The organism is Pseudomonas sp. NBRC 111130 (genome assembly GCF_001320485.1).
In the GTDB taxonomy this organism is placed as follows: Bacteria; Pseudomonadota; Gammaproteobacteria; order Pseudomonadales; family Pseudomonadaceae; genus Aquipseudomonas; species Aquipseudomonas vlassakiae.
Genome location: NZ_BCBG01000102.1, coordinates 1 through 15,084, shown reverse-complemented (window position 1 = coordinate 15,084; position 15,084 = coordinate 1). Strand labels below are relative to the sequence as shown.

Below are 15,084 nucleotides of genomic sequence, written 5' to 3'. Positions count from 1 at the left end.
TTGATCGGGTTACAGTGCGCCCCGCGCCCTGTAACCCACCAACTCCAAGGAAGAGCCCCTGACGTGACCGCCATCCAGTTGATCGTTGGCCTGGGTAACCCCGGCCCCGAATACGAACAGACCCGGCATAACGCAGGGGCTCTTTTCGTTGAACGCATTGCCAGCGCCCAGCGTGTATCGCTGACTGCTGACAAAAAATATTTCGGCCTGACGGCTAAATTCAGCCATCAGGGCAACGACGTTCGTCTGTTAATCCCCACCACCTACATGAACCGTAGCGGCCAGGCCGTGGCGGCATTGGCCAATTTCTTCCGCATCAAGCCGGAAGCGATCCTGGTGGCACACGACGAACTCGACCTGCCTCCGGGCGTTGCCAAGCTCAAGCGCGGCGGCGGCCATGGGGGCCACAACGGCCTGCGCGACATCATCGCGCAGCTCGGCAACCAGAACGACTTCCACCGCCTGCGGCTTGGCATTGGCCACCCGGGCGACGCCAAACTGGTCTCCAACTTCGTCCTGGGCCGCGCGCCGCGCGCCGAGCAGGAGAAGCTCGACGCCAGCATCGATTTTGCCCTCGGCGTGCTGCCGGACGTGCTGGCTGGCGACTTCGCCAAGGCCATGCGCGAGCTGCACAGCCAGAAGGCCTGATTTCCTAGAGAGGGGAATACCCATGGGTTTCAATTGCGGCATCGTCGGCCTGCCCAACGTCGGCAAGTCCACCCTGTTCAACGCCCTGACCAAGTCTGGCATCGCGGCGGAGAACTTCCCTTTCTGCACCATCGAGCCGAACAGCGGCATCGTGCCGATGCCCGATGCGCGCCTGGCGGCGCTGGCGGAAATCGTCAAGCCTAACCGCATCCTGCCGACCACCATGGAGTTCGTCGACATTGCAGGCCTGGTGGCCGGTGCGTCGAAAGGTGAAGGCCTGGGCAACAAGTTCCTCGCCAACATCCGCGAGACCGACGCCATCGCCCACGTGGTGCGCTGCTTCGAAGACGAGAACGTGATCCACGTTTCCAACAGCGTCGACCCCAAGCGCGACATCGAGATCATTGACCTCGAACTGATCTTCGCCGACCTCGACAGCTGCGAGAAGCAACTGCAGAAAGTTGCTCGCAACGCCAAGGGCGGCGACAAGGACGCCCTGGCGCAAAAGGCGATTCTGGAGAAGCTGATCCCGCACTTCACCGAAGGCAAGCCAGCGCGCAGCCTGATGAAGCACATGGCTGACGACGAGAAGGCCATGATCCGTGGCTTCCACCTGCTGACCAGCAAGCCGGTGATGTACATCGCCAACGTCGCCGAAGACGGCTTCGACAACAACCCGCACCTGGACGTGGTCAAGGCCATCGCCGAGGAAGAAGGCGCGGTCGTGGTGCCGGTGTGCAACAAGATCGAGGCGGAAATCGCCGAGCTGGAAGACGGCGAAGAGAAGGACATGTTCCTCGAGGCCCTGGGCCTGGAAGAGCCTGGCCTGAACCGCGTGATCCGCGCCGGTTACGAGCTGCTCAACCTGCAGACCTACTTCACTGCCGGCGTGCAGGAAGTGCGCGCCTGGACCGTACGCGTCGGCGCCACCGCCCCGCAGGCCGCTGGCGTGATCCACACCGACTTCGAAAAAGGCTTCATCCGCGCCGAAGTGGTCGCCTATGACGACTTCATCCAGTTCAAGGGTGAAAGCGGTGCCAAGGAAGCCGGTAAATGGCGCCTGGAAGGCAAGGACTACATCGTCAAAGACGGCGACGTGATGCACTTCCGCTTCAACGTCTAAACGGCAGTCTGCAGCACTGAAAACCCCTTGAGGCCCATGGTTTCAAGGGGTTTTGTCTTTGAGCTTCTCCTGCACGATTGCCGGGGCTGCTTTGCAGCCCTTTCGCGACACAAGGCCGCTCCTACAGATACAGCGAAATCTGGATAACTGCGCTGTACTTGTAGGAGCGGCCTTGTGTCGCGAAAGGGCCGCAGAGCGGCCCCAACTTTCTGCATCTAAGCAGAGTATCTAAAGGACCACCTAGCGCTTCATGCGCCCTCCTCCCAGGAGCCTCGACCATGCATGAAACGCCTCCCCGCTCGGGCTTCGACTGGCAGCGCTGGCTCCCCGGCCTGGCCACCCTGCTGCACTACCAGCCCGCCTGGCTGCCCAAGGACATCGCCGCCGGCCTGGTGCTGACCACCATGCTGGTGCCGGTCGGCATCGCCTACGCCGAAGCTTCCGGGGTACCGGGCATCTACGGCCTGTACGCCACCATCATCCCGCTGCTGGCCTACGCCCTGTTCGGCCCCAGCCGCATCCTGGTGCTCGGCCCGGACTCGGCACTGGCCGCGCCAATCCTGGCGGTGGTCGTGCAGTACGCCGCCAGCGACCCGCAGCGCGCCATCGCCATCGCCATCGCCAGCCTGATGGCCCTGGTGGCCGGCGCCTTCTGCATGATCGCCGGGCTGCTGCGCCTGGGCTTCATCACCGAGCTGCTGTCCAAGCCGATCCGCTACGGCTACATGAACGGTATCGCCCTCACCGTGCTGATCAGCCAGCTACCCAAGCTGTTCGGTATCAAAGTCGATAGCGGGGGGCCCTTGCGCGACCTCTGGCACCTTGGCCAGGCACTGTTCGCCGGCCAGGGACACTGGCCAAGCTTCATCGTCGGCGCCGGCAGCCTGGTGCTGATCCTCCTGCTCAAACCCTTCAAGCGCATCCCTGGAATCCTGATCGCCGTGGTGCTGGCGACCCTGGCCGTGAGCCTGTTCAACCTCGACCAGATGGGCGTCAAGGTACTCGGCCAGTTGCCACAGGGTCTGCCCAGCTTCGTCTTCCCATGGGTAAGCGACATCGACCTGGTCGAAGTGGTGCTGGGCGGGATTGCCGTGGCCCTGGTGTCGTTTGCCGACACCAGCGTGCTGTCGCGCTCCTATGCCGCGCGGCTCAAGACACCGGTCAACCCCAACCAGGAGATGTTCGGCCTGGGCGTTGCCAACCTGGCCTCCGGCCTGTTCCAGGGCATCCCCATCAGCAGCAGCTCGTCACGTACCCCGGTGGCCGAGGCAGCGGGCTCGAAAACCCAGCTGACCGGCATCATCGGCGCGCTGGCGGTGACCCTGTTGCTGCTGGTCGCCCCCAACCTGATGCAGCACCTGCCCAACAGCGCCTTGGCTGCCGTGGTCATCGCCGCCGCTTTGGGGCTGTTCGAGTTCGCCGACCTCAAGCGCATCTTCCGCATGCAGCAATGGGAGTTCTGGCTGTCGTTCACCTGCTTCGTCGGCGTCGCGGTGTTCGGTGCCATCCCGGGTATCTGCATTGCCGTGGCGATCTCGGTGATCGAATTCCTGTGGGACGGCTGGAGGCCGCATTTCGCCGTGCTCGGGCGGGTCGATGGCACCCGCGGCTACCACGACGTGAAACGTTATCCACAGGCCCGGCGGATTCCCGGGCTGGTGCTGCTGCGCTGGGATGCGCCGCTGTTCTTCGCCAACGCCGAGCAGTTCCAGGGTACGGTGCTGGCGGCGGTGGACGAATCGCCGACTCCGGTGCAGCGGCTGGTGATTGCAGCGGAACCTGTGACCAGCATCGATATCACTTCGGCAGACATGCTCGCCGAGCTGGATCGGGCGCTGGAAGCTCGGGGGGTGGAGCTGCAGTTTGCCGAGATGAAAGACCCGGTGAAAGACAAGATGAAGCGCTTCGAGTTGTTCGAGCATATGGGGGAGCGGGCGTTTCACCCTACGGTCGGGGCGGCGGTGGATGCCTACCTGGCAGATACCGGGATTGATTGGAAGCCCTGAGTTCCCTGTACCGGCCTCTTCGCGGGCTTGCCCGCTCCCACAGGGTGTGTGTGATCCCATCAGCGACGCTGTACCTGTGGGAGCGGGCGTGCCCGCGAATAGGCCGGTGCAGGGGGGCTAGGCAGCCCGAACCCGGCGCCGGTCGATCCAGATCAGCATGGCACTGGCATACAGCGACACCGCCACGAACAGCGCCATGCGCACGGCAAACGCCTTGTACACATCCTGCCCGCCAGCACTGTCCTGCACCGACTGCCCGAGCAGGATCAGCATGGTCGTCAGGCAGCTCACCCAGTACGCCGGGCTCTGCCGGGTCTGCACCGCACGGTAAAGCCTGCGCGCCTGCCAGAGGACGAACAGCAGCACCCATAGAAAGAACATCCACAGGTGAACGAACAGGCTCAACGCGCCCCACACCAGCATTGCCAGTAGCCCAGCCAGCAAGGTCGAGCCGATCAGCTCGCGGCTGGCATGCCGCGCCCGCGTCTCCCCGGCCTGCTGCCCCAGGCTCACCGCCTTCATGATCAGCGGCATGAACTGATCCGGGGCGATCAACGCCAGCAGAAACGCCGGCATCACGATAAGCGTGGCGCGCAGGGCAACCCAGCCGACATCCGCGCTGTCCAGCAAGGGCGGCGACGGCTGCACAGGCGCGCCGGGCGGCTCGGGAAACAGCACATGGGCCAACGCGCTCCCCAACACCGCCAATAGCATGCCCTTGGCCAACGCCTCGACCACCGACAGCGCCAAGGTAAAATCGCTGGTGCCAGCCGCCGCGATCATGGTCAGGCCGATCACCAGCAGGTTGGCCAGCAGGCCATTGCCGCCCTTGAGCGCGTAGCGCAAGACCAGGAACACCCCCACGCCGACCAGCAGCACCCCGCTCACCGGAGCATGGCGCAACAGCGGAATCAGCAACAGGCCGCTGCCGCAACTGAGCAATACCAGGATCGCCAGTGCCGGCGCTGCCTTGAACGGCAGCGGCTCGCTGCGCATGGCCAGCAACAGCACCGCAAACACCGGCGCCAGGATCGGCACCGGCAGGCCCAGGCCAAAGCTGGTCGCCAGGCACAGCGCCACTCCCCAGGCCAGGCGCAGCGCGCGCAGGCGGCGCAGCTCAATAGGCATACGACAGCCAGCTCATCAGCCACATGAACACGCGACCCAGCAGGTTCAGCGGGTTGCCTTCGCTGGGCAGGGCCATGACTTCGGCCTGGCCACCCACACGCAATCCGGACTTGTCGTTGAGCTGATCACGGTCGAGTTCGACGATCACCGGGAAGCGCTGCGCCGAACGCAGCCAGTCGCGGCTGTTCTGCACTGTTGGCAAGGCCCCAGGGGGCGCAGGCTGGCCGACGCTCACGCCATAGCCGATGCTGCGGATCTGCCCCTTCAGCACGGTGCCGGGCAAGGCATCGAGTACCACCAGCACCGGCGCGCCGGGGCGCAGGCGACCGAGGTTGTTCTCGGTCATGTCGGCACTGATCCACACGTCGTGGATGGTGATCAGGGTCATCATCGGGCTGCCGGCACCCACGTAGTGGCCCACGTCGGTGCGCAGGTCGGTAATCAAACCGTTGGCGTCGGCGCGCACCACGGTGCGGGCCAGGTCCAGGCGCGCCTTTTCCACGTTGGCCGCGGCGCTGCGCAGTTGAGCGTTATCGGCGTCGGCCCCGCCCTGCTGCTCGCGGGCCCGTTCGACCTCGGCGCGGGCGGCTGCCACCTGGCTGATGGCCTGGTCACGGGTGGCCTGCGCACCTTCCAGACGACGCACCGATACCGTGCCCGGGTCTTCATCGATCAAGCGCTTGAGCCGCTCGGCATCCTGGCGCGCCTTGCGTTCGTTGGCCTGTGCCGCCACCAGCGCGGCCTGGGCCGAGTCGATGCCGGCGGTACTGGCGCCGATCTGCCGGCGCACGGTGTCCAGGTCGGCTTCAGCGCGGGCCAGGGCGATGCGGTACTGTTCCTGGTCGAGTTCGAACAGCACATCGCCCTGGCGCACTTGCTGGTTGTTGCCCACCGCCACGCGCTTGATCTGCCCGGCCACTTCGGCGGCCACCGGTACCACGTAGGCCTGCAGCCGGGCTTGTTGGGTGTAGGGCGTGAAACGGTCGGCCAGCAGGTACCAGACCAGGCTGACAGCGATCAGGATCAACACCCAGCGCATGCCGCGATCGGGGGCTGGCGGCTTCTGCGCAGAATCACTCATTTCGGCTCACCTTGTGCGGGGTCGGCGGCGGCCGGCTCGTCGAGCAGGTCGCCCCAATCGGTACGGTTTTGCATCTTCTGGCGGGTAACAGGGTCGATCGGTTTGCGGTTGTTGTCCCAGCCGCCGCCCAGTGCCTTGTACAAGCTCACCAGGCTGCTCACCGCATTGCCACGGCTGACCAGGTAGCCGTCCTGCTGCTGCAACAGCAGCTGCTGGGCGTCGAGCACGCGCTGGAAGTCGGCAAAGCCTTCCTGGTACTGCGAACTGGCCAGGGTCAGCGAACGCTGGGCGGCCTGCGAGGCATCCTGGCGAATGCTGGCGCTTTGCAGCGAGCGCACCAGGCCGCTGGCAGCAGCGTCGGCCTCTTGCGCCGCTTCGCGCACGCTCTGGTGATACAGCTCGATCAATTGCTGCAGGCGGGCGTCTTCGACCCGCACGGCATTCTTGCGCCGGCCGTAGTCGAACGGGTTCCAGATCAGGCTCGGCCCCGCCGCCAGGTCGAAAGTGTTGGGCAGGCGGCTGGTCGACAGGAAGGTCCAGCCAATGCTGCCCAGCAGGCTCAGCTGTGGATAAAGGTCTGCTTCGGCCACGCCCACCAGCGCCGATTGCGCCGCCACTGCCTGTTCAGCGACGCGGATGTCCGGGCGCCGCTGCAGCAGGCTGGCCGGCACGTCCTGCAGCACCGCGCGGTCCGGCAGCGGCAACTGCCCGTGGCGCGCCTGCAGCTCGGGCAGCGGCCCCGGTGGCCGGCCGAGCAGCGAACAGAGCACGTTGCGCAAGGCGTTGAGCTGGTTCTCGAACTCGGGAATGGTGGCCAGGGTCGCCAGGTACTGGGTACGCGCCTGCTGCCAGTCGAGTTCGTCGTTCTCGCCGTGGCGGAACAGCCGTTCGGTGATCTGCAGGCTGCGCTCCTGGCGTTTGGCGTTTTCCTGAGCAATATCCAGCCGCGCCTCGGCGGTACGCAGGGCAAAGTAGGTGTCGGCCACCTGCGCCCGCATCAGCAGCATGGCATCGGCGTAGTTGGCCTGGGAGGCGAAGTAGACCGCATCGGCACTCTCGATGGCGCGGCTGAAACGGCCCCAGAAGTCGATCTCCCAGCCGATGTCGAAGCCCACGCTGGACTGCCAGAACACCGAGTCACGGGCGGTGGAGGTGCCGGACTGGTCTTGCTTCAGGTACAGGCTCTGCGCGTTCAATTGCTGCAGCTGTGGATAACGCCCGGTCTGCACGATGGCCAGCTGCGCCCGCGCCTCGGCAATGCGCAAGCCAGCCACTCGCAGGTTGGTATTGTTGGCATCGGCTTCGGCGATCAGCTCTTCGAGTGTAGGGTCGGCGAACACCCGCCACCACTGGCGCAGGTCCGGTGCTGGCGCAAAGCGCCCGGCCTGCTCCAGCAGGGGCGTGTTCCAGCTGTCCAGCCATGGGTCCTGGGGCTTTTCGAAGTCCGGGCCGACCTGGGTACAGCCGGCCAGAATCATCAGCAGGCCCAGGCCATAGCAGCGCTTGGGCATGGCTCAGGCCGCAGGCGGGGTCGGTTGCTCCGGCACCTGCAGCGCCACCCATTGCCAGAACAGTACATAGGTCACGCCGAGGATCACCGGGCCGATGAACAGGCCGATGATGCCCTTGACCACCATGCCGCCCAGGGCACCGATCAGCACCACCGGCATCGGTACATCCACCCCACGCCCCAGCAGCAGCGGCTTGAGCACGTTGTCGGCAAGCCCGGCAACGAAGGTATAGACGGCAAAGATGATGGTCGCGGCAGTGAAACCCTCGACGTTGAACACATAGATGATCACCGGCACCGTGACCAGCGTTGCGGGTGCCTGGGCAATCCCCAGCATGAGGATGACGATCGCCAGCATGCCCGCCCCAGGCACACCCTTGACCACGAAACCGACGCCAATCAGCAACATCTGGATGAAGGCGATGCCGATCACGCCCTGGGCCACGGCACGAATGGTTGCGGTGCACAGCTGGGCCAGCGGCTTGCCGCGCTCCTCGCCGGATACCCGCATGGCGATGCGCTGCGAGGCGACTTCACCGCGCTCGCCAAAGGCCATGATCACGCCAGAAATGATGATCGCACCGACGAACAGCAAAAATGCACCACCGACACTGGCCGCGGCGCCCAGCACTGTAAGCCCGGCACCCTTGAGCTGTGGCATCCACTGGTTGAGCACGCTGGCCATGTTTTGCGACGCCGACAGCCACAGTGCATACAGCCTGGGCCCGATCAGCGGCCAGGTCGCTACCGACTCGGGCGGGGCCGGCACGCTCCAGGTACCACTCTTGAGCAGGGTCACCAGGCTGTCCACCGAATCGCCGATGGACATCACCACCAGGTAGATCGGGACCAGCAGCACGATCAGCACCAGCAACACCACCAGCGTTGCCACTTAGCCATCCTTGATGCCGGTGCCGCGCCTGATTCGCAAGTACAACGGATACAGCGTGACCGCCAGAATCACCGACCACAGCATCAGTTCCAGGAACGGCTGGAAAACCTGGAAGGAGAACATCACCAGGGCGGCCACCAGGCCCGCCTTGATCAGCACGTCGAGCAGGCCCCGCGACAGGGCGCTGTCCAGCTTCAGACTCGGCTGCATGTTTCACCTCCGCAGTAGGTGCGCCCGCGAGGCGCGATTCAGTGGCCCGTCTCGCCGACCGGGCAGTCTCCGTCAGGCAACCGCCGCGCCAGAGCCATCATCACCAGGGGCACCACCGCCATCGACATGGTGATGGCAAGCACCAGCAAGTCGTGTACCTGTTGTGTCAGTACTTGATGCTCCAGCGCCAGCTTGAACACCACGAAGGCAAACTCACCGCCAGACGCCAGCACGATCGCCAGGCACAACGCCTCGGCGCGGTTGAGGCCGCCCGCCGTTTGCCCGAGGACGAGCAGCAGGGGCAACTTGACCACCACCAGCAGCAGCGTCAGCCCCAGGACGATCAGGGGCATGCCGAACAGCAGGCGCAAGTCGGCGCTCATGCCGACGCCGACGAAGAACAGCCCCAACAGCAGGCCCTTGAGCGGCTCGATCTGGGTTTCCAATTCGTGGCGAAAGGGCGACTCGGCCATGATCACGCCGGCCAGGAAAGCCCCCAGGGCCATGGACACCCCTACGTGCTCCATCAACCAGGCCGTGCCCAGCACCACCAGCAACGCGGTGGCGGTAGACAGTTCGGGCAAGCCGGAACCGACAGTCCATCTGAAGACGGGGCTCAACAGATAGCGGCCGAAGACGATCAGCACGCCAATGCCGGCCGCCACGGCCAGCAGCGGCCAGGAACCTTCGTCGGCAGTGCTGACATCACCACCGAGCAAAGGCACCACGGCAATCAGCGGAATGGCAGCAATGTCCTGGAACAGCAGGATCGCGACGGCCAGGCGACCGTGCGGCTTGCCCAGGTCCTTGCGCTCGGCCAGCACCTGCAGGCCAAACGCCGTCGACGACAGCGCCAGCCCCAGACCGAGCACGATCGCCGCCGCCTTCGATTGGCCAAACAGGAAATACGCCAGCAGGCCGAGCACCACCGCCGTCAAACCCACTTGCAGCGAGCCGATGCCGAACAATGCCTTGCGCATGGTCCACAGGCGGCGCGGCGACAGCTCCAGACCAATGACGAACAGCAGCATCACCACGCCCATCTCCGACAGGCGGGCAACGTTGTCGGGGTTGCCCAGCAGGCCCAGCACTGAAGGCCCGATCAGGATGCCGGCCAGCAGATAGCCGGGCACGGCCCCCATCTTCAAACGCTGCGCCAGTGGTACCAGCAGCACCACGGCCAGAAGAAACACTACCGTCGCCTGCAACAGGCTGCCGTCATGTGGCATGGATTCGCACTCTTGCCAGCCCCTTTGGAAGAGATCAGAAATGTTCTTCGACCACCTTGAAGGGATAGGGCACGGCCTTGTATTTGCCGATCTTGCCGCGCTTGGGCAGCTTCACCACCTCATCGCGGGTGATGTCCTTGTAGGGGATGCGCGTCAGCAGGTGGCTGATGATGTTCAGCCGGGCACGCCGCTTGTCGTTGGAATACGCCATGAACCACGGCGCCCAGGATGAATCGGAAGCCGCGAACATGTCGTCGCGTGCACGGGTGTAGTCGTCCCAGCGGGTGTACGACTTGAGGTCCATGGGCGACAGCTTCCACAGCTTGCGCCCGTCATTGATACGGTCCTGCAGGCGCCTGGTCTGCTCTTCGGCGCTGACTTCGAGCCAGTACTTGATGAGGATGATCCCCGATTCGACCATCAATTTCTCGAACAGCGGCACCACGGTGAGGAACTTGGTGCTCTGCTCTTCGCTGCAGAACCCCATTACCCGTTCGACACCGGCGCGGTTGTACCAGCTGCGGTCGAAAATCACCACTTCGCCGGCGGCCGGCAGGTGGCGCAGGTAGCGCTGCACGTACATCTGGGTCTTTTCCCGCTCGGTCGGTGCCGGTAACGCCACCACGCGGAACACCCGCGGGCTGACCCGTTCGGTGATGGCCTTGATGGTGCCGCCTTTGCCGGCACCATCACGGCCCTCGAACACGATGCATACCTTCAAGCCCTTGGCCACCACCCATTCCTGCAGTTTCACCAGCTCCACGTGAAGCTTCCTGAGCGCTTGCTCATACGCTTTGCCGCCCAGTTTTTCTGGCTGCTCGTTCGAATCTTTCTTCCTGGACGGTTTGGCCATGGCGCTCTCCTGAGGGCGAATGAAGAGTCAGTATGGTCGATTCATGGCACTTTTCCGCTTCGCTTGTCAGGCAACAGGCGGCGCCTGAGCAGCCCTTATTTCGCCAGCTTGTTGTAGCTGGTCATCAGGTTGCGATAGTCCGGGATGTGGTTGGAGAACAATGTGCCCAGGCCTTCGATATCGTTGCGCCAGTCACGGTGCAGCTCGCAGGCGACGCCGAACCAGGTCATCAGCTGGGCACCGGCTGCCTCCATGCGCCGCCAGGCCGAATCTCGGGTCAGCTCGTTGAAGGTACCGGAGGCATCGGTGACCACGAACACCTCGAAGCCCTCCTCCAGCGCCGACAATGCCGGGAAAGCCACGCAGACCTCGGTGACCACCCCGGCGATCAGCAGCTGCTTCTTGCCGGTGGCTTTCACGGCCTTGACGAAGTCTTCGTTGTCCCAGGCGTTGATGTTGCCGGGGCGGGCGATATAAGGGGCGTCGGGGAACTGCTCCTTGAGTTCGGGCACCAGCGGGCCATTGGGGCCGGTTTCGAAGCTGGTGGTGAGAATGGTCGGCAGCTTGAAGTACCTGGCCAGGTCGGCGAGGGCCAGCACGTTGTTCTTGAAGCGGTCGGGCTCGATGTCGCGCACCAGTGAAAGCAGGCCAGCCTGGTGATCGACCAGCAGGACGGCGGCGTTGTTCTTGTCCAGACGCTTGTATTGGAAGGCCATGACGGAACTCCTTGCATCGTAGGTTTGGAGTTTCAGCGTAGGCAAGGATGGGGGGCAGGAGGGACCGTCAGTCGGTTCGCTTGGGGGCTACTTGATCGGTAGCCATCACTTCACAAATTCCTGAACTGATTATTTCTCCGCCGCGATTTTTCCCCTCAGCCGCCCCCACCAGAATCGCTTCACCACAATCACAATAACCGTGAGGCCACTCCCGTGGACCAGACACTCCAGGTACGGCAAGCTGCCGCCGACCTCGTCGCGGCCTTTGCCAGCAACGACACCGCTCGCTACTTCGCCTGTTTCAGCGAAGACGCCAGCTTCCTCTTCCACACCTTGCCGCAACCGCTGCTGTCACGTCGTGCCTATGAAGCCCTCTGGGCCCAGTGGCAGGCCGAGGGCTTTGCCGTGCTCGGCTGTGAGTCACGCAACGTGCAAGTGAGCCTGCAAGGCGACGTGGCAATCTTCATGCATGACGTGGCCACTCACATCCGCCTTGCCGGTGAGGAGCACCAGCTGGCCGAACGCGAGACCATCGTCTTCCGCCGTCACGGCGAGCAATGGCTGGCGTGCCACGAACACCTGTCGGTCGTCACCGCCTCCTGATCCGCACTTACGCGGCCTTGCCGCACTGCCATCGCACCCACAAGAGGGCCCGCGCACCGCGATGGGCCTACAACTACCGCGCTGGAGCATCACCATGAGTCACTCGACCGGTATCGAGACCAATGGCGTCGAGCAGATCCCCGACGATCAACGCGACGCCTCCCCGCTGGACCTGTTCCGCCTGATCTTCGGCGGTGCCAATACATTCGCGACTGCCGTACTGGGCAGCTTCCCGGTGCTGTTCGGGCTATCGTTCCAGGCCGGCGTCTGGGCGATCCTGCTGGGCGTCGGCGTGGGCGCGCTGATCCTCGCGCCGATGGGCCTGTTCGGTGCCCTCAACGGTACCAACAACGCGGTGTCGTCGGGCGCGCACTTTGGCGTGCACGGGCGCATCGTCGGCTCGTTCCTGTCACTGCTCACCGCAGTGGCGTTCTTTTCGCTGTCGGTGTGGAGCTCGGGTGATGCCTTGGTTGGCGGCGCCAAGCGCCTGGCCGGGCTGCCGGAGACCGACCTGACCCTGGGCCTGGCCTATGGCCTGTTCGCGGTGCTGGTGCTGGTGGTGTGCATCTTTGGCTTCCGCTTCATGCTGTGGGTCAACAAGATTGCCGTGTGGGCTTCGAGCCTGCTGTTCCTGCTGGGCATCTTCGCCTTCGCCGGGCCGTTCGATGCGGGCTTCGCCGGTAGCGTCAACCTCAGCCAGCCGGGCTTTTGGGCGGCATTCGTCGGCGCGGCGATCCTGGCCATGAGCAACCCGGTGTCGTTCGGAGCCTTCCTCGGTGACTGGTCGCGCTACATCCCGCGACAGACGCCAAAATCCCGCATCATGCTGGCCGTGATCGCCGCCCAGGTGGCAACGCTGATCCCCTTCCTGTTCGGCCTGTGCACTGCCACCCTGGTGGCCAGCCAGGCGCCTGACTACATCGCCGCCAACAACTACGTCGGCGGCCTGCTGGCCGTGGCGCCGAGCTGGTTCTTCCTGCCGGTGTGCCTGATAGCGGTGATCGGCGGCATGTCCACCGGCACCACCGCGCTGTATGGCACCGGCCTGGACATGTCCAGCGTGTTCCCGCGCCTGCTCAGCCGCGCCGGCGCCACCTTGTTGATCGGTGTACTGGCCATCGGTTTCATCTTCATCGGCCGCTTCACGTTCAACCTGGTGCAGAGCGTGTCGACCTTCGCCGTGCTGATCATCACCTGCACCAGCCCATGGATGGTGATCATGATCCTCGGCCTGATCACCCGCCGCGGCTTCTACCACGCAGACGACCTGCAGGTGTTTACCCGCGGCCAGCGTGGCGGCCACTACTGGTTCCTGCATGGCTGGAACTGGCGCGGCATGGGCGCATGGATCCCCAGCGCGGTGGTCGGCCTGTGCTTCGTCAACCTGCCAGGGCAGTTCGTCGGCCCGCTCGGCGACCTGGCCGGTGGCATCGACCTGAGCCTGCCGGTCACCCTGGGCCTGGCCGGCCTGCTGTACCTGCTGCTGCTCAACCTGTTCCCTGAACCTGCTGGCGTGTATGGCCCCAACGGCCCGCGCTGGGTGCGCTGCAAAAGCGCCCCGCACACGCCGGTGACCACTGCCGAAATGGCCTGACTGGATACCGACCATGACTACCTCCCACTACATTGCCGGCCGCTGGGTCGAAGGCCAGGGCAGCGACTGCATCAGCGTCAGCGAGCCTGCGCTGGGCTTGCCCTTCGCCGAACTGATGGCTGCCAGCGTGGCCCAGGTCGACCAAGCCGTGGCCGCCGCCCGTGACGCCCTGCCTGCCTGGAAAAAGGTCAGCGCCAGCACGCGCGCGGCCTTCCTGCGCGGCTTTGCCGAACAGCTCGGCCAGCGTCGCGAAGCACTGATCACGTTGCAGATGCGCAACAACGGCAAGCCGCGGCACGAGGCCGAAATCGACCTGGATGATGCGGTCGCCACCTTCGCCTATTACGCCGAGTTGGCCGAACAACTGCCCTCGAAGAACCGTGACGTGCCATTGGCGGCAGCGGGCTTCACCGCCCGCACCCGCCTGGAGCCGGTGGGCGTGGTCGGCCTGATCGTGCCGTGGAACTTCCCGCTGGTGACCAGCGCCTGGAAGCTCGCCCCGGCCCTGGCAGCCGGTTGCACCGTGGTGCTCAAGCCGTCGGAAGTCACCCCGCTGATCGAGCAGACCTACGGCCAGATCGCCGACACCCTGGGCCTGCCGGCCGGGGTGCTGAACATCGTCAACGGCAAGGCCGAGACTGGCGCTGCGCTGAGCAGCCACAACGGCCTCGACAAGCTGTCGTTCACCGGCAGCAACAGCGTCGGCAGCCAGGTGATGCGCAGCGCTTCGGCGCAGTGCCGGCCAGTGACCCTGGAGCTCGGTGGCAAATCGGCGATCGTGGTGTTCGACGATTGCGACCCGGACCAGGCGGTGGAGTGGATCGTTGCCGGTATCACCTGGAACGCCGGGCAGATGTGCTCGGCCACCTCGCGCCTGCTGGTGCAGGACGGCATTGCCGACACACTGCTGCCGCGCCTGCAGGCAGCACTGCAAAAGCTGCGGGTCGGCAACCCGCTGACCGAAGAGGTGGACATGGGGCCGCTGACCAGCCAGGCGCAGTGGCTGAAGGTTGCCAGCTACTTCGCGACGGCGCGTGAAGAAGGCCTGCAGTGCCTGGCCGGCGGGCAGGCGCTTGACCGTGAGGGCTGGTTCGTGAGCCCGACGCTGTACACCGAAGTGCCGAAGGACAGCCGCCTGTGGACCGAGGAAATCTTTGGCCCGGTGCTGTGCGCGCGTCGCTTCGCCACTGAAGAGCAAGCGATTGCCGAGGCCAACGACAGCCGCTTCGGGCTGGTCGCCACGGTCTGCTCCGCCGACCTGGAACGCGCCGAGCGCGTGGCCGATGCGCTGGAGGTCGGGCATGTGTGGATCAACTCGGTGCAGGCGGTGTTCGTCGAGACGTCGTGGGGCGGCACCAAGGGCAGCGGGATTGGGCGGGAGCTGGGGCCTTGGGGGTTGTCGGGGTACCAGTCGGTGAAGCATGTGACTCGGTGTTTGGGGTGATGGCCTAGAGGGCCTGACACAAGATTTTCAGCGCCTGTGAAATCGAG

At 64.9% G+C, this 15,084-nt stretch carries 12 protein-coding genes and 1 pseudogene; 6 read left to right on the top strand and 7 right to left on the bottom strand.

What is annotated here, in order from left to right; translation table 11 throughout:
- Nucleotides 1-63: 63 nt before the first annotated feature.
- From pth to APH33_RS23570, 3 genes are all read left to right on the top strand, one after another.
- Nucleotides 64-648, top strand: coding sequence for an aminoacyl-tRNA hydrolase (gene pth, locus APH33_RS23580; RefSeq protein WP_009686183.1), 585 nt, complete (start codon nucleotides 64-66; stop codon nucleotides 646-648).
- Nucleotides 649-670: 22 nt separating this feature from the next.
- On the top strand, nucleotides 671-1,771 hold the full coding sequence (ychF, locus tag APH33_RS23575) for a redox-regulated ATPase YchF (protein WP_054887456.1): 1,101 nt from the start codon (nucleotides 671-673) through the stop codon (nucleotides 1,769-1,771).
- Nucleotides 1,772-2,049: 278 nt separating this feature from the next.
- A complete protein-coding gene (locus tag APH33_RS23570; RefSeq protein WP_054887455.1) occupies nucleotides 2,050-3,777 on the top strand; it encodes a SulP family inorganic anion transporter in 1,728 nt (575 codons plus the stop codon).
- Between the two features lie 117 nt (nucleotides 3,778-3,894).
- Here APH33_RS23570 and APH33_RS23565 read toward each other — a convergent pair whose 3' ends face one another.
- From APH33_RS23565 to ycaC, 7 genes and pseudogenes are all read right to left on the bottom strand, one after another.
- A complete protein-coding gene (locus tag APH33_RS23565; protein WP_054887454.1) occupies nucleotides 3,895-4,905 on the bottom strand; it encodes a DUF2955 domain-containing protein in 1,011 nt (336 codons plus the stop codon).
- A complete protein-coding gene (locus APH33_RS23560; protein WP_054887453.1) occupies nucleotides 4,895-5,986 on the bottom strand; it encodes an HlyD family secretion protein in 1,092 nt (363 codons plus the stop codon). Before APH33_RS23560 ends, APH33_RS23565 begins: the two co-directional genes overlap by 11 nt.
- The gene (locus APH33_RS23555; RefSeq protein ID WP_054887452.1) at nucleotides 5,983-7,497 is read right to left on the bottom strand and encodes an efflux transporter outer membrane subunit; all 1,515 of its coding nucleotides are present in this window, start codon (nucleotides 7,495-7,497) and stop codon (nucleotides 5,983-5,985) included. Before APH33_RS23555 ends, APH33_RS23560 begins: the two co-directional genes overlap by 4 nt.
- Nucleotides 7,498-7,500: 3 nt before the next feature.
- Nucleotides 7,501-8,598, bottom strand: a pseudogene (locus APH33_RS23550) (AI-2E family transporter).
- 38 nt (nucleotides 8,599-8,636) lie between these two features.
- Nucleotides 8,637-9,827, bottom strand: a complete 1,191-nt coding sequence (locus APH33_RS23545; RefSeq protein ID WP_054887451.1) for a monovalent cation:proton antiporter-2 (CPA2) family protein — start codon at nucleotides 9,825-9,827, stop codon at nucleotides 8,637-8,639.
- A 34-nt stretch (nucleotides 9,828-9,861) separates the two neighbouring features.
- Nucleotides 9,862-10,680, bottom strand: a complete 819-nt coding sequence (gene ppk2, locus APH33_RS23540; protein ID WP_054887450.1) for a polyphosphate kinase 2 — start codon at nucleotides 10,678-10,680, stop codon at nucleotides 9,862-9,864.
- Nucleotides 10,681-10,775: 95 nt separating this feature from the next.
- The gene (ycaC, locus tag APH33_RS23535; protein ID WP_054887449.1) at nucleotides 10,776-11,396 is read right to left on the bottom strand and encodes an isochorismate family cysteine hydrolase YcaC; all 621 of its coding nucleotides are present in this window, start codon (nucleotides 11,394-11,396) and stop codon (nucleotides 10,776-10,778) included.
- Nucleotides 11,397-11,609: 213 nt separating this feature from the next.
- Between ycaC and APH33_RS23530 the strand changes: the two genes are divergently transcribed.
- The 3 genes from APH33_RS23530 (at nucleotide 11,610) to APH33_RS23520 (ending at nucleotide 15,037) form a co-directional block, all read left to right on the top strand.
- Nucleotides 11,610-11,999: a nuclear transport factor 2 family protein gene (locus tag APH33_RS23530; protein ID WP_054887448.1), complete on the top strand. Its 390-nt coding sequence runs from the start codon at nucleotides 11,610-11,612 to the stop codon at nucleotides 11,997-11,999.
- A gap of 94 nt (nucleotides 12,000-12,093) precedes the next feature.
- On the top strand, nucleotides 12,094-13,593 hold the full coding sequence (locus tag APH33_RS23525) for a cytosine permease (RefSeq protein WP_054887447.1): 1,500 nt from the start codon (nucleotides 12,094-12,096) through the stop codon (nucleotides 13,591-13,593).
- 13 nt (nucleotides 13,594-13,606) lie between these two features.
- Complete coding sequence (locus tag APH33_RS23520) at nucleotides 13,607-15,037, top strand: aldehyde dehydrogenase family protein (RefSeq protein WP_054887446.1); 1,431 nt, start codon at nucleotides 13,607-13,609, stop codon at nucleotides 15,035-15,037.
- Nucleotides 15,038-15,084: the final 47 nt, after the last annotated feature.

What these genes read in the sequence shown, in the direction of transcription:
- ychF (WP_054887456.1), top strand. Translation starts at nt 671, where the DNA reads ATGGGTTTCAATTGCGGCATCGTCGGCCTGCCCAACGTCGGCAAGTCC.
- APH33_RS23570 (WP_054887455.1), top strand. Translation starts at nt 2,050, where the DNA reads ATGCATGAAACGCCTCCCCGCTCGGGCTTCGACTGGCAGCGCTGGCTC.
- APH33_RS23565 (WP_054887454.1), bottom strand. Translation starts at nt 4,905, where the DNA reads ATGCCTATTGAGCTGCGCCGCCTGCGCGCGCTGCGCCTGGCCTGGGGA.
- APH33_RS23560 (WP_054887453.1), bottom strand. Translation starts at nt 5,986, where the DNA reads ATGAGTGATTCTGCGCAGAAGCCGCCAGCCCCCGATCGCGGCATGCGC.
- APH33_RS23555 (WP_054887452.1), bottom strand. Translation starts at nt 7,497, where the DNA reads ATGCCCAAGCGCTGCTATGGCCTGGGCCTGCTGATGATTCTGGCCGGC.
- APH33_RS23545 (WP_054887451.1), bottom strand. Translation starts at nt 9,827, where the DNA reads ATGCCACATGACGGCAGCCTGTTGCAGGCGACGGTAGTGTTTCTTCTG.
- ppk2 (WP_054887450.1), bottom strand. Translation starts at nt 10,680, where the DNA reads ATGGCCAAACCGTCCAGGAAGAAAGATTCGAACGAGCAGCCAGAAAAA.
- ycaC (WP_054887449.1), bottom strand. Translation starts at nt 11,396, where the DNA reads ATGGCCTTCCAATACAAGCGTCTGGACAAGAACAACGCCGCCGTCCTG.
- APH33_RS23525 (WP_054887447.1), top strand. Translation starts at nt 12,094, where the DNA reads ATGAGTCACTCGACCGGTATCGAGACCAATGGCGTCGAGCAGATCCCC.
- APH33_RS23520 (WP_054887446.1), top strand. Translation starts at nt 13,607, where the DNA reads ATGACTACCTCCCACTACATTGCCGGCCGCTGGGTCGAAGGCCAGGGC.